The sequence below is a fragment of the Pedobacter aquae genome, assembly GCF_008195825.1.
GTDB classification, from domain to species: Bacteria; Bacteroidota; Bacteroidia; order Sphingobacteriales; family Sphingobacteriaceae; genus Pseudopedobacter; species Pseudopedobacter aquae.
The window spans coordinates 833,853-854,205 of sequence record NZ_CP043329.1; the positions used below are offsets into that span (position 1 = coordinate 833,853).

Sequence of the window (20,353 nt, forward strand, 5' to 3'; positions counted from 1 at the left end):
AGATGAAAAAGAACCTGTTCAACTATAAGACTTTTGTATTAACGCTGTTATGGCTCATAACAGCTGATGTATGTTTGGCGCAAATAAGTGTACAAAAACTAAGATCCGAGTCTTTAGAAAACCCATTAGCTATAGATAATACCCAACCTCGTTTAAGCTGGCAAATTAGCAGTCAGCAAAGAGGGGTTATGCAAACAGCTTGGCAAGTTTTGGTAGCTTCTTCTCCTGAAAAATTAACAGAAAAAGATGCTGATTTATGGAACTCTGGTAAAGTAAATACCAGCGAGTCTTTACACAACCCCTATGCAGGTAAAACTTTAAAAGCCAGAGAAAAATGCTTCTGGAAAGTTAAAGTTTGGACAAATAAAGGCGAAAGCGTTTGGAGTGAAACGGCTAACTGGACAGTTGGTTTATTGTATTATAAAGCTTGGAATGGCCGCTGGATAGGTTTTGACCGTCATTTTCCTTGGGATAATGAAGAGGAGCAAAAGTTATCTGCTCGTTATTTCCGCAAAGAGTTTGAGGTAAAAAAGCAAATCAAATCGGCAACAGCCTACATCATGGGCTTAGGTTTGTATGAGTTTTATATAAACGGACAAAAAATTAGCAATCAGGTTTTAGCGCCTGCCCCAACAGATTATCAAGAGAATATCCAGTACAATGCTTTTGATATTACTTCAAACATCAACCAAGGCAAACAGGCTATTGGTGTAATTTTAGGAAATGGCAGGTATTATGCCATGCGTCAGGCTAAGCCTTATAAAGTAAAAACTTTTGGTTTCCCTAAGTTATTGATGCAAATCCACGTACAGTATACAGATGGAACATCAGAAACTATTAAAACTGATGAAAGCTGGAAAGGTACTGCAAACGGCCCGATACTAGCCAATAATGAGTATGATGGCGAAATTTTCGATGCTAGAAAAGAATTTATAGGCTGGACACAAGCTGGGTTTAATGATAAAGAATGGCTTAAAGCCGAGTATGTGCAAGAGCCAGCAGGGAAATTTGAAGCTCAAAAAATAGCTCCCATGAAGGTGATGCAGGATATTTATCCTGTCAGCATCACGCCAAAAGGAAATGGCAAGTATCTGATAGACTTCGGGCAGAATTTTTCTGGCTGGATGAAAATAAGTATACAAGGTACAATTGGTGATACCATCAAAATGCGCTTTGCAGAGTCTCTACAAAGCAATGGCGAGCTCTTCACCACTAACTTACGTGATGCTAAAGTTACAGATACTTATATCCTTAACGGAAAAGGTAAAGAAGTTTGGGAGCCTAAATTTGTATATCACGGTTTCCGCTATGCAGAAGTAAGCGGTTTTAAAGGGCAACCTAGCAAAGAAAGTTTTGTAGGTAGGTTTGTTTATGATGATATGGCTACTACCGGAACTTTTCAATCATCAAATGCATTATTAAACCAAATTTTTAAGAACTCTTGGTGGGGTATAGCATCCAATTATAAAGGGATGCCAGTTGATTGTCCGCAACGTAACGAGCGCCAGCCTTGGTTGGGCGACCGTACCGTGGGTGCTTATGGAGAGAGCTTTTTATTTGATAATGCTACATTTTACACCAAATGGTTAGATGATATCAGATACGCACAAAAAGAAGATGGTGCTATACCAGATGTTGCCCCAGCTTTTTGGAGGTATTATAGCGATAATGTAAGCTGGCCGGCAACTTTAACTTTGGTTACCGAGATGCTTTACCGCCAAACAGCTGATGTTAAGGTTTTAGAGCAAAACTACCCCGCTATAAAAAAATGGCTTTCATACATGAAAGACCGATATATGAACGATAAAGGTATCATCACCAAAGATAGCTACGGCGATTGGTGCGAACCACCTTTAACAGCAGAAGACGGTCGTGGTGTAAATGCAGATCAAAAGCATCCCAGTGCTTTAATTTCTACGGCTTATTACTACCATTTACTTACCATCATGACCAAATTTAGTGTCTTAACAGGTAATACTCAGGATAGCTTGTATTTTACACAAGAGGCTGCTAAAATGAAAAAAGCCTTTAATCAGGAGTTTTATAAAAACGGTTATTATGGCGCTAATAAGCTAACAGATAATCTTTTACCATTAGCTTTCGGCATAGCAGAAGGAGAGCAAAGAAAGCAAGTAATTGCTCAGGTAGTAGACATCATCGAGAATAAAAACAAAGGGCATTTAAGTACAGGCGTAGTGGGTACGCAATGGCTTATGCGTACGCTAACCCAAATCGGAAGAAACGATTTAGCTTTTAAAATAGCTACCAACACCACTTATCCATCATGGGGCTATATGCTACAAAATGGCGCTACCACCATTTGGGAGTTATGGAATGGCAATACGGCAGCACCAAAAATGAATTCGCAAAACCATGTAATGATGCTGGGCGATTTACTCATTTGGTATTACGAAAGTTTGGCAGGCATCAGTTCTGATACACAGCAAACTGGCTTCAAAAAATCATCATGAAACCAGAAGAAATCAATGGGCTTAACTGGGTAAATGCAAGTTATCAATCTCCTTACGGCGAGATTAAAAGTTATTGGAAGAAAGAAAAATCAGCATTTAGCTGGCAAATAACCATTCCTGCAAATAGCAGTGCTTTGGTTTACATCCCTGTAAAGGATAAACAACTGGTAAAAGAAGGGAACCAGAAAATTAACGATTCATCAAACATCAAATACATTAAAACAGAAGGCGGCAAGGCTATTTACGAAGTGCTTTCTGGTAGTTACCATTTTAAAGTTAATTAATATGAAAAGTCTTCAATACATCATGCTGTTATGGCTGGCACTACCCATTTTGGTAAATGCCCAAACAGAGCAAGAGCAAAAAGCTGCCGAATGGGTAAGCAGCTTAAATTTAAATGATGCTGCCAAAGAAAGTCGTGTAAAAGCGGTTATCGCAAAGCATTTAACAGCAGTTAGAGATTGGCATAATAGCCACCCGGCAAGCACAGTTCCGGCTGGTATAAACCCTATTACGGGAGAGAAATTAAGCGATTTGCATCGTGAAATTATTGCTGACTCTGCCATGCCAGATAGCGTACACAAAAACTTAATGACAGGTTTAAGAGCCGATTTATCTCCAGAACAAGTAATTGCCATTTTAGATAAATACACCATCGGTAAGGTAGCATTTACCATGCAAGGTTATAAAGCCATTGTACCTAACATGACAGCTACTGAAGAAGCTTTTATCCAAAAGAATTTAGAAGAAGCCCGCGAAATGGCTGTTGATTATAAAAGCATGAAACAGATATCGGCCATTTTTGAGATTTACAAAAACAAGTGCGAGCAGTATTTAAACAACAATGGCAGAAACTGGCGACAAATGTATAAAGACTATGTAAATGCCCAAAAGGCAAAGAAACAAGCAGAAGCAAAAAAGTAAAACCATGTTAAAAAGACATATCATTTCCCTATTCATATGCTTTGGAGTTTCATCGTTGGCAACAGCGCAAGAAGCCAAATGGCGTAAAGGCATTTTAGTAGATGAATTTATTTACGATAAAGCGCCTTTTCCATCCTGTCACTCGGCTACTTTAGCAGAAACTCCTGAAGGCTTGGTTTATGCTTTTTTTGGTGGTACCAGAGAACGCCACCCTGATGTTGAAATATATGTAAGCAGACAGGTAAATGGTAAATGGACAGCTCCGGTATCGGCAGCAGATGGTGTACAGCCCGATGGGAAAAGATTACCAACATGGAACCCCGTATTGTACCAAGTTCCAGGTGGCGATTTATTACTATTTTATAAAGTTGGGCCTAAACCATCAGAATGGTGGGGGATGTTAAAAACATCAAAAGACAATGGTAAAACATGGTCAGCAGCACAAAAACTGCCTGATACTTATATCGGCCCTGTAAAAAATAAACCTGTTTTATTAAGCAATGGTAATTTGTTTTCTGCAAGCAGCACAGAAGGTAAGGGTTGGAAAGTTCATTTTGAAGTAAGTTCTGATTTTGGTAAAACTTGGAGAAAAATTGGTCCGCTAGATGCCGGAAAAGATAGCTTAAATGTAATACAGCCAAGTATTTTAGACCATGGCAATGGTAAACTTCAAATTTTAGCCAGAACAAGAAATAGGGCTTTAGCAGAAGCATGGTCTTACGATTATGGCGAAACCTGGACAGCACTTTCTAAAACCAATTTGCCAAACAATAACTCTGGTACTGATGCTGTAACGCTAAAAAATGGTAAACATGTTTTGGTTTATAACCATGTTTTACCTCCCGGAGATTTAGCAAAAGGCCCAAGAACACCTTTAAACGTAGCGGTTTCTAAAGATGGTAAAAATTGGAAAGCGGCACTTATTTTAGAAGATTCGCCTATCAGCCAGTATTCTTATCCGGCAGTTATCCAAACCAAAGACGGGCTTTTACATTTTGCCTACACCTGGCGAAGAGAGAAAATGAAGCATGTAGTGGTAGACCCATCAAAACTAAAATTAAAGAAAATAAAAAACAGACAGTGGCCTGCTTTAAAAGGCTATGAAGCACCTGTTTTAAAAGAAACTAAATCAGAAGAAGAATAAAATCCAACATCATAAAATGCAGTTATTAAACGTACATTTCCCGGGTAAATTGGTTTTCGGAAATGGTTCATTACAGCAGTTAACCAATGAAATTTTACAGCTTTCCTGTAAAAGAGTGTTGCTGTTAACTATTGAGCCGCTGTTAGCTACTTTAACAGATTTGAAAACCCAATTAGAACAAGCTGGGGTAGCATTAAGGATTGATACCAGTATTATCCAAGAACCTACTTTTCAGGATTTTAGGAGCTTACTGGCGGAGAGTAAAGATTTTAATGCTGATTTAGTGTTAGGAATTGGTGGTGGTAGCGTTTTAGATATCGCCAAATTAATAGCTGCACAACTAGACAATACTCAAACTTTAGAAGAAATTGTAGGGATAGGTTTCCTTAAAGGCAGAAATATTAAATTGATATGCGTACCTGCAACATCTGGTACCGGAAGCGAGGTTTCTCCAAACGCTATTTTGGTTGATGATGAAGGCCAAAAGAAAGGTATTATCAGTCCGTATTTAGTGCCAGATATGGTTTATGTAGACCCATTATTAACCATCAGCGTACCAGCAAGTATTACTGCCGCAACTGGTTTAGATGCTTTAACCCATTGTTTAGAAGCCTTTACCAATAAGTTTGCTCAGCCATTTATAGATATGTATGCCTTTGAAGGTATGCGCTTGATAGCTGCCCATTTGGTAGATGCTGTACAAGACGGAACAAATAAAACAGCTAGAGAACAAGTTGCCATGGGAAGTTTGTTAGGCGGCTTTTGTTTAGGCCCAGTAAATACAGCAGGTGTACATGCACTTTCTTATCCTTTAGGAAGCATGTTCCATTTGCCACATGGACTTTCAAATGCGCTTTTATTGCCTTATGTGATGGAGTATAACTATCCCGCAGACTTAAAAAAGTATGCACAGGTAGCACAAGCCTTAGGTTGCGAAAATCAAGACAATGATGAAAAAATGGCTCTAGCCGGAATTGCCAAAATCAAATCGCTGATAGCGGCTTGTGGTATTCCTGCTAAACTTAGTGATTTAAATATACCCAAAGATAAAATAGCCGAAATGGCAAAAGACGCAATGCAAATACAAAGATTATTAAAAAACAATCCGAGAGAGATAACTCTTGAGGATGCCATATCTATTTATACAGCAGCTTATTAATACATGAAGACAGAAAAGAAATTTCAAGGAACCATTGTTCCGGTTGTGGCGCCACTAACGCATGATTATAAGCTGGATAAGGAGGCTGTAGAAAGAATTTTTTCTCACCTATATAAAAGCAATGCTTCTCCTTTTATATTGGGTACAACCGGAGAATCTGCTTCTTTACCGCAATCCTATAAAGAAGATTACATAAAAGCAGTTGCAAAAATAAGATCTACAGATGTGAAACTCTATGCAGGTATTTCTTCAAATATTTTAGAAGAATCTATAGCGTTTGCAAAGCTATGTTTTAATGAAGGTGTTGATGCTGTAGCAGCAACTTTGCCAACCTATTATCATCTGTCAGAAGATCAAATGAAACGCTATTTTTTAGAGCTAGCAGATGAAATCCCAGGACCTTTAATCATCTATAACATCCCGGCAACTACACACATGTCTATTCCGCTTTCGCTGATGGATGAATTAAGTTTACACCCTAATATTGTAGGTGCTAAAGATTCTGAACGTAGCGAGAAAAGATTAGATGAGTCTTTAAACCTTTGGAAACACCGACCAGATTTTAGCTATTTCTTAGGTTGGGCGGCAAAATCTGCCCATGCACTTATCAACGGTGCCGATGGTTTGGTGCCTAGTACCGGAAACATCATACCATCTATTTATGCAGAAATGTGTAAAGCAGTTTTAAAAGGCGATGAAGGTTTAGCTTTCCATTATCAATCACAGTCTGATAAATTAGGTCATTTATACCAGCATGACCGCTCTTTGGGCGAGTCTTTATGGGCTTTAAAAGTGTTGATGAACGAGCTAGGTTTATGCGAAAGCCATATGATGCCGCCGCTTTGCAGCTTATCCTTAAAAGAGGAAAACGAATTAAGAAAAGGTTTCCACGAGTTAATTAAAAAAGAAAAAATTACCCTGAATTTATTAAGCCATGCCTCATAAACCAATCATCGGAATTACCATGGGCGACCCGGCCAGCATTGGGCCAGAAATTGCCGTAAAAGCACTTCTTGATTTTAAAATCTATGATTATTGCCGTCCTTTATTAGTTGGTGATGCTGCCGTTTTTAAGCACATCATTAAAAAGTTAGGTTTAATGGCACAAATTAATCCTATACAAAACATAGCCGATGCCCGTTTTGAAATGGGTAAACTAGATGTTTTTGATCTTCAAAATGTAGATTTAGAAAAGCTAGAATTTGGTGCTATATCTGCTATGGCGGGTGAAGCATCTTTCCAAGCGGTTAAAAAAGTAATAGAATTGGCTTTAGCCGGAGATATTGATGCAACCGTAACCGGACCTATCAATAAAAAATCTATCAATGAAGCTGGTCATCATTATGCTGGCCATACAGAAATTTATGCCGATTTAACCCATACAAAAAAATACGCCATGCTTTTGGTAGAAGATAACATGAAAGTTATCCATGTTTCTACCCATGTTTCTTTAAGACAAGCTTGTGATTTGGTTAAAAAAGAAAGAATTATAGAAGTTGTTGAGCTTTTACATCATGGCTTAATCTCTTTGGGCGAGAAGAATTTAAAAATCGGGATAGCGGGTTTAAATCCACATGCTGGAGATTCTGGTCTTTTTGGTACAGAGGATGATGAAGAGATTTTACCAGCCGTACAACAAGCTTTAGCTTTAGGTTATGATGTTGAAGGGCCTGTACCGGCAGATACCTTATTTTCTAAAGCTGCAACAGGTTATTATGGAGGTATCGTAGCGATGTATCACGATCAAGGGCATATTCCGTTTAAGCTTTCTGGTTTTAAATGGAACCCGCTTAAAAAGCAAATGGATAGCGTTAAAGGTGTAAACATCACGATGGGTTTACCTATCATCAGAACATCTGTAGACCATGGTACAGCTTTTGAAATTGCTGGAAAAGGCATTGCCAGTTCTGATGCCATGACTTTAGCTATAAACTCTGCTGTACAATTAGCAGCATACAGAAAAGCAGAAATCCAACAAGATTAGCTTCATGATGATAGCCGTTATTGCAGATGATTTAACAGGAGCAGCAGAAATTGGAGGCATTGCTTTAAGATACAACCTCACGGTAGAAGTGGTGTCTGCTTTGCAATATGCCAAAAAAGCTGATGTAATTGTGGTTAACGCCAATACTCGTTCTTTAACAGAAGAACAGGCTAGGGCTGTTATTAAAAGCATTTTTACTGATTTGCAAAAGCTAAATCCACAGTTGGTATTTAAAAAGATAGATTCTGTTTTACGTGGTCATGTCCTGCCAGAAATAGAAGAGCAAATGCTAGCAACAGGTCAGCAAAAAGCTTTAATATTGGCTGCTAGTCCGGCTTTAGGCCGAGCAATCAAAAATGGTCATTATTATATAGAAGGTAAACCTATTCATGAAACAGGCTTTGCTCAAGATCCAGAATATCCTGCAAAAAGTTCTTCTGTAAAAGACCTTTTACGTGTCACATCATCAGTTTTTCCGGTGCATGTTCAACATCACGAAAGTACTTTGCCAGCAATTGGAGTAACTGTAGGAGAGCTAGAGACTTTTGATGATTTTAACCACTGGCTAAAACATGCCAACCATGATGTAGCCTTGGCCGGTTCGTCAGCATTTTTTAATGCGCTTTTGGCACAACGCTACACCAACTTATCGGCAAACCGTAAAGAACGCTTGATGCTTAAAAGCCCCATCATTTACGTTTGCGGAAGTAAGTTTGATAAAAGTATACAATTAGTAAAGCAAGCGCAGCAGCAAGAAGTGGTAAGTTATATGCCTGCTGCATTGGCTCACGAAGTTAAAAATCAAGCTATTTTATTAAAGCAATGGCAGCAAGAAATCATCCAGATATTACAATCAAAATCTAAAGTGATAATTGCTGTAAATACTTTAGAACAAGCGCAAGAAGCCAAACCTGAGAATATCAAAAACCTGATGGCAAGCGTTTTAGAAATGGTATTGCAAGAGGTAAAGGTTAAAGAATTTATTATAGAAGGTGGTGCTACGGCATCGGCTATATTAGAAAAACTTAAAATAAACCGTTTGCTCATGGTGCAAGAAATTGCCCAAGGTTTAACCAGAAGTATTGCAAAAGATCAAAAAATAAATATTACTTTAAAGCCTGGTAGTTATACCTGGACAAAAAATATATGGAAGTTCTAAACTTCTTATAGCAACTAACCAATAAAAATGACTAAACCCGTTCTAGGAATAATTGATTACTGTATCATTATTGCCGTTTTACTAATTACCCTCTATTTTGGTTTGCGCTATGCCAGAAACCAAAAAACTACCGAGGCTTATTTTTCTGCCAAGGGTAGGGTGCCATCTTGGGCTATAGGGATGTCTTTATTAGCAACCTTAATCAGTAGCGTTACCTTTTTAGGTTATCCCGGCGAAGGTTTTTCTAATAACTGGATATTGCTTGTGCAAGGTTTAATGGTTCCAATTGTTTTGCTGGGCACTATTTGGTTTATTGTGCCGCTGTACAGAAAAGTAATTGGCCTAAGTACTTACGAGTATTTCGAAAAACGTTTTGGCTCTTTTGCCCGTTATTACAGCTCTATAGCTTTTGTTTTAAGGCAGTTTTCTGGTATGGGAACCGTGTTTTACCTCTTAGCCGTGGCACTTTCTAGCATGACAGGTTTTAATACTTTTTGGGTAATCATGGTAGTTGGTTTAATCATCATCATCGTAAACCTATTAGGCGGTATAGAAGCTGTTATTTGGTTAGATGTTTTCCAAGGTTTTATGCTTTTTGCCAGTGGTATATTGGTTTTATTGGTGATTATCTTCTCTGTAAACGGTGGTTTAACTACCATTTGGGAGGTGGCATCGGCCAACGGAAGAACAGGTTTTGGCCCTTATGATGTGGATTTTACCCGACTTACCTTTATCGTTATGGCTATAAACGGGATGTTTTATGCCATTCAAAAATATGGTACAGACCAAACTGTTATTCAAAGATATTTAACCGCTCGTTCAGATAAATCGGCAATAAAAGCTTCTTTATTAGGTATTTTACTAACCGTACCTGTTTGGTCTTTATTCATGTTTATTGGTACTGCTTTGTTTGTTTATTATCAACAGCAAAGCCTTCCGGCAGATGTAAATGCCAATAGCGTATTCCCATATTTTATCATGACAGAGCTACCTAGCGGCGTAGTAGGTTTTATTTTAGCCGCCATGATTTCTGCTGCTATTTGTAGCTTAAGTGCCGATTTAAACTCTCTAGCAGCCGTAGGTATTGAAGATTATTATAAGAAAATGCGTCCGGGTAAAATAGATAACGAATACTTATTAGCCAGCCGTTGGATGGTAGCTATATCTGGTTTTATAGCCATCGGGATAGGCGCTATCTATATTAATGTAGGTGGCGAGGGTGTTTTAGGCATCATCTTTACCTTATATGCAATTTTCTCTGGCGGTATTGTGGGTATATTTTTACTAGGCGTTTTTTCTGCCCGGGCAAATAGGCAAGGGGTAAATATTGCTATTTTAGTTTGTATCCTTTTCACTTCCTACGCTTTTTTAACCTCCACCAAAATTGGCTTAGGAGAGGAGAAATTCTTATTGCTAGATATGGGCCCTTATAATTTCACTCATGATAAATTAATGTTAGGCGTTTACAGTCACCTTATCGTGATAGGTGTAGGCTATATAGCAAGCTTATTTTTTCCTAAACCAATACTAGACCGTAATTTGCTTTACAGCGGATGGGTTGCTGGCAGGAGAGAAGAGAGAGCGCAAAATCTGGCAAATAAAAATCAATAGGTTTCATCATGAAAAAGATTCTTTTAATACTTCTTGTAGCTGCTTGTCACCTGCTTTATGCGCAACAAGATAGCGACAATCAATACAAAAGGCCCTTAAAAGAGGTGATTTCAGAAATAGAAAAACGCTTTGAGGTTAAAATAAAATACAGCGAAAACCAAGTTGCAGACAAATGGCTAAGCTATGCCGATTGGCGCTTTAGACCTAGTTTAGAAGAAACTTTGGATAATGTTTTTAAACCGCTTGACTTAAAACTCAATAAAGAAAAAGACAGAGTTTATAAGCTTAAAGAGTACGAGTATTACCGTTGGGAAGTGCAAGACGGTTGGGATAATTTAGACAGATTAGCTGCTTTATATAGCGATAAAACGTCTTGGGAAGCCCGTAGAGATTCTATTCGCCCACAACTTTATAAAGCACTAAAACTATCTCCTTTACCAGCATTGCCTAAAAGTAAACCTATCCTTACACCAAAAAGAGTGATGGACGGTTATACGGTAGAAAACATCGCTATAGAAATTATGCCGGGCTTATATATAAATGGTTCTATTTATAAGCCGTTGAAAATGAAGGGTAAAGTACCAGTTATTTTAAGTCCTGATGGGCATTGGTTTGATCATCGTTTTAGAGCCGATTGCCAAATCCGTTGCGCAATGACGGCTAAAATGGGTGCTATAGCTGTAAGCTATGATTTATTTGGCTGGGGCGAATCTGGCTTGCAATTTAAGTATGAAGATCATCGCAAAAGCCTAGCTCAAACCGTACAAACTTTAGGCGCTATCCGTTTGCTTGATTACCTCTTAACCTTAAAAGAAGCCGATAAAACCCGTGTTGGCATTTGCGGAGGTTCTGGTGGCGGCAGTCAAACTGTATTAATGGCCGCCATGGATCCAAGAATAAATTTAAGTATCCCGGTGGTGTCTTTATCATCTTATTTTTATGGAGGTTGCCCTTGCGAAAGTGGTATGCCGGTACACCTTTGTGGCGGAGGAACTAATAATGTAGAGTTAGCAGCTATCACAGCGCCAAACCCGCAACTGGTTATTTCTGATGGTGGAGATTGGACAGCCCATTTTCCTCAGCATGATTATCCTTACCTCAAAAAAATGTATGCTTATTATGGTAAAGCGTCACAAATACAAAATGTTCATTTACCAGAAGATAAACACGATTTTGGTTTCTCTAAACGTAAAGCCGTTTATGATTTTTTAATTGCTCAGTTTAAGCTGGATGCTAAAGCCGTTCAGGATAAAAATGGTAATTATGACGAGTCTACCTGCACCATAGAGAAGAAAGAAGCCTTGTATGTATTTGGTGATAAAGGCGAAAAACTTCCTAAAAATGCCATCATGGGTTATGAGCAGTTAGAAAAGCTTTTTAAATAATCATTCCAATCAAATATGTCTAATCGCCGTGATTTTATTTGTCAGCTGGGTGTTTTGGCTGCTGCTGCCTGTATGCCTCAAAGGCTTTTGGCTTTCGCCGATGTACCAAAACAGCGTTATAAAATAGCGGTCATAGATTTGATGATTCTAAAACGCCAGAAAATTTCTGCTTTCCAACTCGCCAAAGATATTGGCGCTGATGGTTTAGAGCTAGATATGGGAGGTCTTGGCAACCGCGAAACTTTTGATAATAAACTTGCCGATGAAGCCACAAGAGCAGCTTTTTTAGCGAAAGCTAAGGCATTGCAATTAGAAATTTGCTCGCTCGCCATGACAGGTTTTTACGCACAATCTTTCGCTACCCGGCCAACCTATCAAAAAATGCTTCAAGATTGTATAGATACCATGCAAGCCATGCAGGTGAAAGTAGCTTTTCTACCATTGGGCGTACAAGGAGATTTGGTTAAAAACCCCGAGCTAAGACCAGCTATTGTAGAACGTTTAAAAGTGGCAGGTGCTATGGCTAAAAAGGCTGGTATTATCATCGGTATAGAAACATCTTTAAGTGCCACAGAAGAGAAAAAGCTTTTAAAAGAAATTGGTTCTAAGCATATTCAAATCTATTTCAACTTTTCTAATCCGCTAAAAGCAGGTAGAGATTTGATAACAGAATTAAAAATCTTAGGTAAGAAACGCATCTGCCAAATCCATTGTACCGATGAAGATGGCGTTTGGCTACAAGATAATCCGCGTTTAAATATGTATAAAGTAAAAGAAACCTTAAATGCTATGGGCTGGCAAGGTTGGTTAGTGATAGAACGCTCCCGCGATGCCCGTTTCCCAACTAAAGTACTCGATAATTTCTCAGCCAATACCGCTTTTATGAAAAAGGTTTTTCAGTTATAAGTAAAAAGTACAGAGTAGAAAGTAGAAAGACCCTAAATTGAGATTTTTAGGAACTGCCTTTGAACATAAAACTCATCTTACCTAAGAACGAAGGACGGCCTATGAAGATTTGGAAGTGTAGGCAAATAAATCTTTTGCATAAACTTTCCTAGAGCATTATCGGAAAACAATCCGACGGGTGTTGTAAATACTTTAATCAAGCAAAAGCATTCACACCACTCAGGATTGTGGATAAAGATTTATTTAGGCGAAACGACAAATATTCATCAGCCTTGCCTGCCTGCCGGTAGGCAGGATTTATTCATTTTTTGTTTATGGTTTTCTTAGGCATTCATGAACTCGTTCCTCGTTTTTTGGGCACTTTTTTATCAAGAAAAAAGTGCCTAGGGCTGGCCGCCTATGAGGCCGGAAAGCCTTGTGCGTAATGGTCATAACAAGAAAAGAAAGAAGCCGCAACCCGGCTAGGGTTAGAAAGCCTTGTGCGCAACAGCCCATCATAATATCTTATTCGCCTCTATCGCCGGCGGGGCTCGTCCCTTTTGCGGGACCAAAAGGAACCAAAAGTCCTGATCAATCCCACAGGAGCCTTTGCCACACAAGGCTTACCCACACTCAAAAACAGGGAGTGCTTATTTTTGCTCGTTTATGCTTATTGAAAGTTAGTAAAAGCTCGAACGCAAAACCGCATGCGCTATAGGCTTTATTTAAGTATAAAGTAAAAAGTAAAAAGTAAAAAGATGCCTAAATATTCGATATTTCAGCCTAACAACCTCATCAACTATTAACGAATAAACTAATTGTTGCTCATGCGCTTCGGGATAGCCTGTTTTTTAGTAATGGTTGTTCCTGTCTGGGAGTATAAAGTAAAAAGTACAGAGTAGAAAGTAGAAAGACCCTAAATTGAGATTTTTAGGAACTGCCTTTGAACATAAAACTCATCTTACCTAAGAACGAAGGACGGCCTATGAAGATTTGGAAGTGTAGGCAAATAAATCTTTTGCATAAACTTTCCTAGAGCATTATCGGAAAACAATCCGACGGGTGTTGTAAATACTTTAATCAAGCAAAAGCATTCACACCACTCAGGATTGTGGATAAAGATTTATTTAGGCGAAACGACAAATATTCATCAGCCTTGATTTTTGGGCACTTTTTTATCAAGAAAAAAGTGCCTAGGGCTGGCCGCCTATGAGGCCGGAAAGCCTTGTGCGTAATGGCCATAACAAGAAAAGAAAGAAGCCGCTACCCGGCTAGGGTTAGAAAGCCTTGAGCAAAAACACCATTTCCAAAAGCTTCGTATACGCTTTATCTTTAAAACAATCACATCCAATCTCAAAGCTAACATCCTATAAAACAAAGAAAATATCTTACACGATAGACATGGCTTTCTATACTAAATTTGAAATATAAACCTTTTGATAATCAAATTTTATCATCGTACGGTAGATCATCCATTAAAAGAAAGAAAACATGAAATTTAAAGCATATCATGCTTGTTTTATTGCCTTTTTATTGTGTTTCAGTTCTTTCATGCCTTTACAAGCGCAAACATTAGCTCCTCATATTCAAAAAATAAATCACGAGGCTAAACCTTGGGTGTTTTGGTATTGGATGCATGCATCTTTCTCTAAAGAAGGTATCACTGCCGATTTAAAAGCCATGAACGAGGCTGGTATAGCAGGCGCTTACATTGCACCTATTAAAGGCAAAACCAATCCTCCTTTGTATGAGCCTGTGATAGAAACCTTAACGCCCGCCTGGTGGGATATTTTCAAATTTGCTTTAGAAGAAGCCAAACGATTTGATATTAAAATAGCCCTTTTGCCTAATGATGGCTTCGCTACCGCAGGTGGCCCTTGGATAACACCTCAGCTATCTATGCAAAAAGTGGTTTACAGCGCCGCAACTGTAAAGGGAGGTAGCTTGTTTAATACTACTTTAAAACAGCCAGAAGCTTACCAAAATTATTATCAAGATATAGCAGTTTTAGCTTTTCCAACGCCGGGTGGTAAAACACAAAGTACACAAGAAATAAAACCTTTAGTTACAACTAGTAACGGCCAGGATGCTTCTTTTTTAGCCGAAACGGGGCATAAAAAGAACTTTGGTAGTAATGAGCCTTGCTGGATACAATACGCTTTCGAAAAACCTTTTGTTTGTCGTTCTATTAAAATAAGCGTTAACAATTTCAATCATCAATCTAACAGATTATGGGTAGAGGTGAGTGATGATGGAAAAAACTTCAGAAGCTTAGGTCGTTTACAAGCCCCAAGAACGGGTTGGCTAGATTGGGATGCTCCAGTAACACATGAAATAGAGACTGTAAGTGCAAAATATTTTAGGTTTGTGTACAACCCAGAAGGTACAGAACCCGGTGCTGAAGATTTAGATGCTGCTAAATGGAAACAAAGCTTAAAAATTAACGGAATAGAGCTTTCATCATTACCAAAAATACATCAGTTTGAAGGTAAAAGCGGTTTAGTATGGCGAGTAGGCGAACATACCAAAACCATTCCTGATGATTTAGCCATACCCATTTCATCCATCATCAATCTCAGCGATAAGCTAGACACTGAAGGAAATTTAAAATGGACAGCACCAAAAACACATACCGAGTGGACAATCATTCGTATAGGACATACCTCTACCGGACATAAAAATGAAACCGCTGGTGCTGGTAAAGGTTTAGAAGTTGATAAGTTTAATCCAGAAGCAGTAAAACTACAGTTTGATAAATGGTATGGCGAGGCTTTACGTGTGGCTGGTGCCGATTTAGCCAAACAAGTATTAGGTGTTTTCCATGTAGATAGCTGGGAGTGTGGCAGCCAAAATTGGTCGCCGGTTTTTATGGCCGAGTTTCAAAAAAGGAGAGGTTATGACCCGACTTCGTTCTTGCCAACTTTGGCGGGTTTCCCTATAGCAAGTCCGGCAAAAGCAGAACAGTTTTTATACGATATGCGCAAAACCATTGCAGAGCTGATGCATGATAACTTCTTTGTCACCCTTAAAAATCTAGCACAGCAGCATGGTGCCATTTTTACTGCCGAAACCACAGCTCCGGTAATGCTGGGCGATGGTTTAAAACATTTCGGAACGGTAGATGTGCCTATGGGCGAGTTTTGGGCTAAAAGTCCTTCTCATGATAAACCTAATGATATGCTAGATGCCATTTCTGGGGCGCATATTTATGGTAAAAATATCATTCAGGCAGAGGCATTTACTACCGTAAGGATGGAGTGGAATGAGCACCCCGGAAATTTAAAAACTTTGCAAGACAGAAATTATGCTTTAGGGGTAAATAAACTGGTTTATCATGTTTATGTACACAACCCTTGGTTAGATAGAAAACCCGGTATGACCTTAGATGGCGTAGGTTTATACTTCCAAAGAGACCAAACTTGGTGGGAGCAAGGCAAAGAATGGGTTGCTTATGCAGAGCGTTGCCAATCTTTACTACAACAGGGTAAGCCAGTGGCAGATTTAGCTGTTTTTGTTGGTGAAGAATATCCATCAAGAGCTATACTGCCAGACCGTTTGGTAAATACCTTACCGGGCATTTTTGGAGATGAAAGAGTAGCTGCCGAAGCGCAAAGAATGGCCAATAAAGCTTTGCCTACACAAAAAGTAGCAGGTGTAACAACTTCGGCCAATATGGCCCAGCCAGAGCGTTGGATAAACCCTTTAAGAGGTTATGCTTATGACTCTTTCAATGCTGATGTTTTACAGTTGGCTAGCTTTAAAAATGGTAAAGTTGTATTTGCTAGTGGTGCAGAGTATCGCATTTTGGTGCTGCCCTTAAAACATCAGTTAAATCCTAACCAATATTATACAGAAACATCATTAGCTAAAATTTTAGAATTGGTAAATGCAGGGGCGCTATGTATCATCGGCGATAAGCCACAATTTAAAACAGGTTTAAAAGCCGATGAAAAGCTATTTAACCATGTAGTGGAAGCTATTTGGGGTGGTACTTTTGAAAATATTAAAGTAGCAGGTAGCTATTACGAATTTAAAAATTCAGGCAAAGGAAAATTCATTAAAGCTCCTTTTTTACCTAAAGATTTTAGTTTTTTAGGTGCTCATCAAGATGTTTTGGTAAAAGATGCTCAAGGAAAAGAAGCTCCTGTAATAGCCTGGAATCATCGTAAAACCGCAACAAAAGACATTTATTTTATTTCCAATCAATTAGATACTGAAAGAAATTTAAGTTTTGCTTTCAGCGTAAGCGATAAACAAGCTCGTTTATACGATGCTGTAAGCGATACCAATATTCCGTTAAAGCAATATCAAGTTAAAGATGGCTACACGCATATCTCTATAAAACTCCCGGCAAACGGTTCTTTATTTGTAATTTTTGAAGGGTCTTCATCCCTAAAGGAAATAAATAAAGGCTTCAATTATATCCAATATCAAAACCTAAAAAATATTTCTACTGCATGGAAGGTTAAGTTTAACCAAAGCCACGGTGGCCCTGCAGAAAGCATCATGTTAGATAGCTTACAAGATTGGAGTACCCACAGCAATCCGCAAATTAAATACTATTCTGGTACAGCTACTTACAACAATAGCTTTATACATAAAGTATCAAAAAACGAAGAAATATGGCTCGATTTAGGCGAAGTAGCCAACATTGCCAGTGTAAAAGTAAATGGTATAGATTGCGGTATTGTTTGGACACCTCCGTACCGAGTAAACATCAGCAAGGCTTTAAAGAAAGGCCAAAATCAATTAGAAATTAAGGTAAGCAATACTTGGGTAAATCGTTTAATTGGCGACCAACTACTGCCAGAAGATAAAAGAATTACCAAAACAACAGCCCCTTTTAGGCTAGAAGGCAAAGCCTTAAATAAAGCAGGCTTATTGGGCACTGTTTCTTTATTAAAAGTTATAGAATGATGAATAAGAAAATTTATATCAGCTTGTTAGCGAGCTTTTTAATGCTCAATAACAGTTACGCACAAAACAAAGCCATGGTAAATACAGCTGCTAGTCCTTACGCTAAGCTAAAAAGCGTTGATATGGGCGCTGTAAATTGGACAAATGGTTTCTGGGCAGAACGTTTTCAGGTATGTAAAGAAAGCATGGTGCCGCAATTATGGAAAGTTTATACCAGTGCAGACATTAGCCATGCTTACAGAAATTTTGAAATTGCTGCTGGTTTAGAGAAAGGAAACCATAAAGGTCCGTCTTTTCATGATGGCGATTTTTATAAAACCTTAGAGGCAGTAGCTAGCTTATATGCTTCTACCAAAGATGAGCAATTAAATAAAATGATGGATGAGGCTATCGCTACAATAGCTAAATCTCAAAGAGAAGATGGCTATATCTATACCAAAGCCATGATAGAAGAGCGAAATACGGGTGTTCGAAATCAGTTTCAAGACCGTTTAAGTTTCGAGGCTTATAATATTGGCCATTTAATGACAGCCGCTTGCATCCATTACCGGGCTACTGGAAAGCGTTCTTTGTTAAATGTAGCAGTAAAGGCCACAGATTATCTGTACAATTTTTATCAAAAAGCATCGCCAACTTTAGCAAGAAACGCTATTTGCCCATCGCATTATATGGGTGTGATAGAAATGTATCGTACCCTGGGTGATAAAAGATATTTAGAGCTAGCTAAACACCTGATAGATATTAAAGGAAAGATAGACGATGGTACTGATGATAACCAAGATAGAATTCCGTTTAGAGAGCAAAAAAAGGTGATGGGTCATGCTGTTAGGGCTAATTATTTATATGCTGGCGTTGCCGATGTTTATGCCGAAACAGGCGATACTACCTTAATGAGCCAATTAGATAAAATGTGGCATGATGTCACGCAGCATAAAATGTATATCACCGGAGGTTGCGGTTCTTTATACGATGGTGTATCGCCAGACGGAACTTCTTACAACCCTACCGAAGTACAAAAAATACATCAGGCTTATGGTCGAGATTACCAATTACCCAATTTTACAGCACATAATGAAACTTGCGCCAATATTGGTAATGTTTTATGGAATTACCGTATGCTACAGCTTAGCGGAGAGGCTAAATATGCCGATGTGATAGAATTAGCTTTGTATAACAGTGTATTATCAGGCATTAGTTTAGATGGTAAACGTTTTTTATATACCAATCCATTAAGCTATAGCGATGCTTTGCCTTTTAAACAGCGTTGGTCTAAAGATAGGGTAGAGTATATTTCATTATCTAATTGTTGTCCGCCTAATACCGTACGTACTCTAGCAGAAGTAAGTAATTACGCCTATAGCGTGTCTGATAAGGGTGTCTGGATAAATCTGTATGGCGCCAACGAGTTAAAAACTACTTTAAAAGATGGTTCTTCTTTATTAGTTAGCCAAGAAACAGCTTACCCATGGAATGGCGATATTAAATTAACCGTTAAAGAGAGTAGCAAAAACCCATTCTCTTTCTTTTTAAGAATACCAGGGTGGGCTTCAAAAGCTAGTATCCTAGTAAATGGTAAAGCACTTGAAACGCCTGCTAAACCTGGCACATATGCCGAAATTAATAGAAATTGGAAAAAAGGAGATGTTATAAGTTTAACTATCCCTATGGAAGCCGAGCTGATAGCAGCCAACCCATTGGTAGAAGAAAATAGAAACCAAGTAGCCGTAAAACGTGGCCCTGTGGTGTATTGTGCCGAGTCTGTAGATATGCCACAAGGTACCAGCGTTTTTTCTTTAACTATACCAGCAAGCGCCCAGTTTAAAGCCGTTCCTTTACAATTTGCAGATAGTAAAATGATGGCTTTAGAAGCCGATGTAAAAATGGTAAAAGCACAAAACTGGACAAACCAACTCTACCAAAAAGTAAATACCCAAACAGGGCAAGTAAAAGTAAAATTGATTCCTTATTATGCATGGGGCAATAGAGGTCATGTAGCAGAAATGTCTGTATGGTTACCTTTTAGTAGATAATGTTTATTGATTTTTGATGGATTGAATGAGTGATTCAGTTGCCAGCTATGAGTTTCCAGTTCTGGGTTTAGACTTTCCTGTTTTTGAATTTCTCTTTTTGAATTTAAAATCAGTTGTGAGTTTCCTGTTTCCAGTTCTGGGTGAAGATTTTTATTTATTGAAGGATTGATTTTAGAATGATTGATTAAGCTTTTAGCCTTTTGCTTTTTGGATTGATTTATTTTTTAATTTTTCCTTTTGAATTTTTAAATCAGCTTTCAGTTCTGGATGATGACTTTCCTGTTTTTTAATTTTTAATCAACCACGGAGTACACAGAGCACACAAAGCTGGGTGTAGACTTATAAAAAGCCCTCTGTGAACTTTGTGTTCTCCGTGGTTAAAACAATTCTAAGTTTTTATAAGAAAGAATAGATTGAATAAGGGAAATAATCAGTATTATTATGATGATTGAAGCTTTCCGCTTTAAGCTTTTAGCCTTCTGCTTTTTTGGTTGATTTTTGATGGATTGAATGATTGATTAAGCTTTCTGTTTTGATTAATTGATTTTTTAATTTTGAATTATGCCTTTTGAATTTTTCATTCAGTTTCAAGTTTTTAGTTTTGGATGCTGAGTTTCTTGTTTTTGAATTTTTCATTCAGTTACCAGTTGTGAGTTTCCTGTTTCCAGTTCTGGGAGGTGAGTT

General features: G+C 38.3%; 13 protein-coding genes. All 13 read left to right on the forward strand.

Going from position 1 to position 20,353, the window contains the following annotated elements; genetic code table 11:
• The first annotated feature begins 2 nt into the window (after positions 1 to 2).
• The 13 genes from FYC62_RS03750 (at position 3) to FYC62_RS03805 (ending at position 19,669) form a co-directional block, all read left to right on the forward strand.
• Positions 3 to 2,471, forward strand: a complete 2,469-nt coding sequence (locus FYC62_RS03750) for a family 78 glycoside hydrolase catalytic domain (protein WP_240534806.1) — start codon at positions 3 to 5, stop codon at positions 2,469 to 2,471.
• Positions 2,468 to 2,755, forward strand: coding sequence for an alpha-L-rhamnosidase C-terminal domain-containing protein (locus tag FYC62_RS17410; RefSeq protein WP_240534807.1), 288 nt, complete (start codon positions 2,468 to 2,470; stop codon positions 2,753 to 2,755). Before FYC62_RS03750 ends, FYC62_RS17410 begins: the two co-directional genes overlap by 4 nt.
• Before the next feature lies 1 nt (position 2,756).
• Positions 2,757 to 3,395, forward strand: a complete 639-nt coding sequence (locus FYC62_RS03755; protein WP_149073974.1) for a DUF3826 domain-containing protein — start codon at positions 2,757 to 2,759, stop codon at positions 3,393 to 3,395.
• Positions 3,355 to 4,539: a sialidase family protein gene (locus tag FYC62_RS03760; protein WP_240534808.1), complete on the forward strand. Its 1,185-nt coding sequence runs from the start codon at positions 3,355 to 3,357 to the stop codon at positions 4,537 to 4,539. The genes FYC62_RS03755 and FYC62_RS03760 overlap by 41 nt, the downstream gene beginning before the upstream one ends.
• A 16-nt stretch (positions 4,540 to 4,555) precedes the next feature.
• Positions 4,556 to 5,698, forward strand: a complete 1,143-nt coding sequence (locus tag FYC62_RS03765; RefSeq protein WP_149073975.1) for an iron-containing alcohol dehydrogenase — start codon at positions 4,556 to 4,558, stop codon at positions 5,696 to 5,698.
• A gap of 3 nt (positions 5,699 to 5,701) precedes the next feature.
• Complete coding sequence (locus tag FYC62_RS03770) at positions 5,702 to 6,643, forward strand: dihydrodipicolinate synthase family protein (RefSeq protein WP_149073976.1); 942 nt, start codon at positions 5,702 to 5,704, stop codon at positions 6,641 to 6,643.
• Positions 6,633 to 7,682 carry a 4-hydroxythreonine-4-phosphate dehydrogenase PdxA gene (pdxA, locus tag FYC62_RS03775; RefSeq protein WP_149073977.1) on the forward strand — a complete coding sequence of 350 codons (1,050 nt, stop codon included), beginning with the start codon at positions 6,633 to 6,635 and terminating at the stop codon, positions 7,680 to 7,682. The genes FYC62_RS03770 and pdxA overlap by 11 nt, the downstream gene beginning before the upstream one ends.
• Before the next feature lie 4 nt (positions 7,683 to 7,686).
• The gene (locus FYC62_RS03780; protein WP_149073978.1) at positions 7,687 to 8,841 is read left to right on the forward strand and encodes a four-carbon acid sugar kinase family protein; all 1,155 of its coding nucleotides are present in this window, start codon (positions 7,687 to 7,689) and stop codon (positions 8,839 to 8,841) included.
• A 27-nt stretch (positions 8,842 to 8,868) separates the two neighbouring features.
• Positions 8,869 to 10,452, forward strand: a complete 1,584-nt coding sequence (locus tag FYC62_RS03785) for a sodium:solute symporter (protein WP_039453510.1) — start codon at positions 8,869 to 8,871, stop codon at positions 10,450 to 10,452.
• Between the two features lie 8 nt (positions 10,453 to 10,460).
• The gene (locus FYC62_RS03790) at positions 10,461 to 11,837 is read left to right on the forward strand and encodes an alpha/beta hydrolase family protein (protein WP_149073979.1); all 1,377 of its coding nucleotides are present in this window, start codon (positions 10,461 to 10,463) and stop codon (positions 11,835 to 11,837) included.
• A gap of 15 nt (positions 11,838 to 11,852) precedes the next feature.
• The gene (locus FYC62_RS03795) at positions 11,853 to 12,743 is read left to right on the forward strand and encodes a sugar phosphate isomerase/epimerase family protein (RefSeq protein WP_149073980.1); all 891 of its coding nucleotides are present in this window, start codon (positions 11,853 to 11,855) and stop codon (positions 12,741 to 12,743) included.
• Between the two features lie 1,470 nt (positions 12,744 to 14,213).
• Positions 14,214 to 17,639 carry a glycosyl hydrolase gene (locus tag FYC62_RS03800; protein WP_240534809.1) on the forward strand — a complete coding sequence of 1,142 codons (3,426 nt, stop codon included), beginning with the start codon at positions 14,214 to 14,216 and terminating at the stop codon, positions 17,637 to 17,639.
• Positions 17,636 to 19,669: an aceric acid hydrolase gene (locus tag FYC62_RS03805; protein ID WP_205943775.1), complete on the forward strand. Its 2,034-nt coding sequence runs from the start codon at positions 17,636 to 17,638 to the stop codon at positions 19,667 to 19,669. Before FYC62_RS03800 ends, FYC62_RS03805 begins: the two co-directional genes overlap by 4 nt.
• The last annotated feature ends 684 nt before the right edge of the window (positions 19,670 to 20,353 follow it).

Excerpts from the sequence above, each read along its gene's own strand:
- FYC62_RS03755 (WP_149073974.1), top strand. The coding sequence starts at position 2,757 with ATGAAAAGTCTTCAATACATCATGCTGTTATGGCTGGCACTACCCATT.
- FYC62_RS03790 (WP_149073979.1), top strand. The coding sequence starts at position 10,461 with ATGAAAAAGATTCTTTTAATACTTCTTGTAGCTGCTTGTCACCTGCTT.
- FYC62_RS03750 (WP_240534806.1), top strand. The coding sequence starts at position 3 with ATGAAAAAGAACCTGTTCAACTATAAGACTTTTGTATTAACGCTGTTA.
- pdxA (WP_149073977.1), top strand. The coding sequence starts at position 6,633 with ATGCCTCATAAACCAATCATCGGAATTACCATGGGCGACCCGGCCAGC.
- FYC62_RS03785 (WP_039453510.1), top strand. The coding sequence starts at position 8,869 with ATGACTAAACCCGTTCTAGGAATAATTGATTACTGTATCATTATTGCC.
- FYC62_RS03800 (WP_240534809.1), top strand. The coding sequence starts at position 14,214 with ATGAAATTTAAAGCATATCATGCTTGTTTTATTGCCTTTTTATTGTGT.
- FYC62_RS03795 (WP_149073980.1), top strand. The coding sequence starts at position 11,853 with ATGTCTAATCGCCGTGATTTTATTTGTCAGCTGGGTGTTTTGGCTGCT.
- FYC62_RS03770 (WP_149073976.1), top strand. The coding sequence starts at position 5,702 with ATGAAGACAGAAAAGAAATTTCAAGGAACCATTGTTCCGGTTGTGGCG.
- FYC62_RS03805 (WP_205943775.1), top strand. The coding sequence starts at position 17,636 with ATGATGAATAAGAAAATTTATATCAGCTTGTTAGCGAGCTTTTTAATG.
- FYC62_RS17410 (WP_240534807.1), top strand. The coding sequence starts at position 2,468 with ATGAAACCAGAAGAAATCAATGGGCTTAACTGGGTAAATGCAAGTTAT.
- FYC62_RS03765 (WP_149073975.1), top strand. The coding sequence starts at position 4,556 with ATGCAGTTATTAAACGTACATTTCCCGGGTAAATTGGTTTTCGGAAAT.
- FYC62_RS03760 (WP_240534808.1), top strand. The coding sequence starts at position 3,355 with ATGCCCAAAAGGCAAAGAAACAAGCAGAAGCAAAAAAGTAAAACCATG.
- FYC62_RS03780 (WP_149073978.1), top strand. The coding sequence starts at position 7,687 with ATGATGATAGCCGTTATTGCAGATGATTTAACAGGAGCAGCAGAAATT.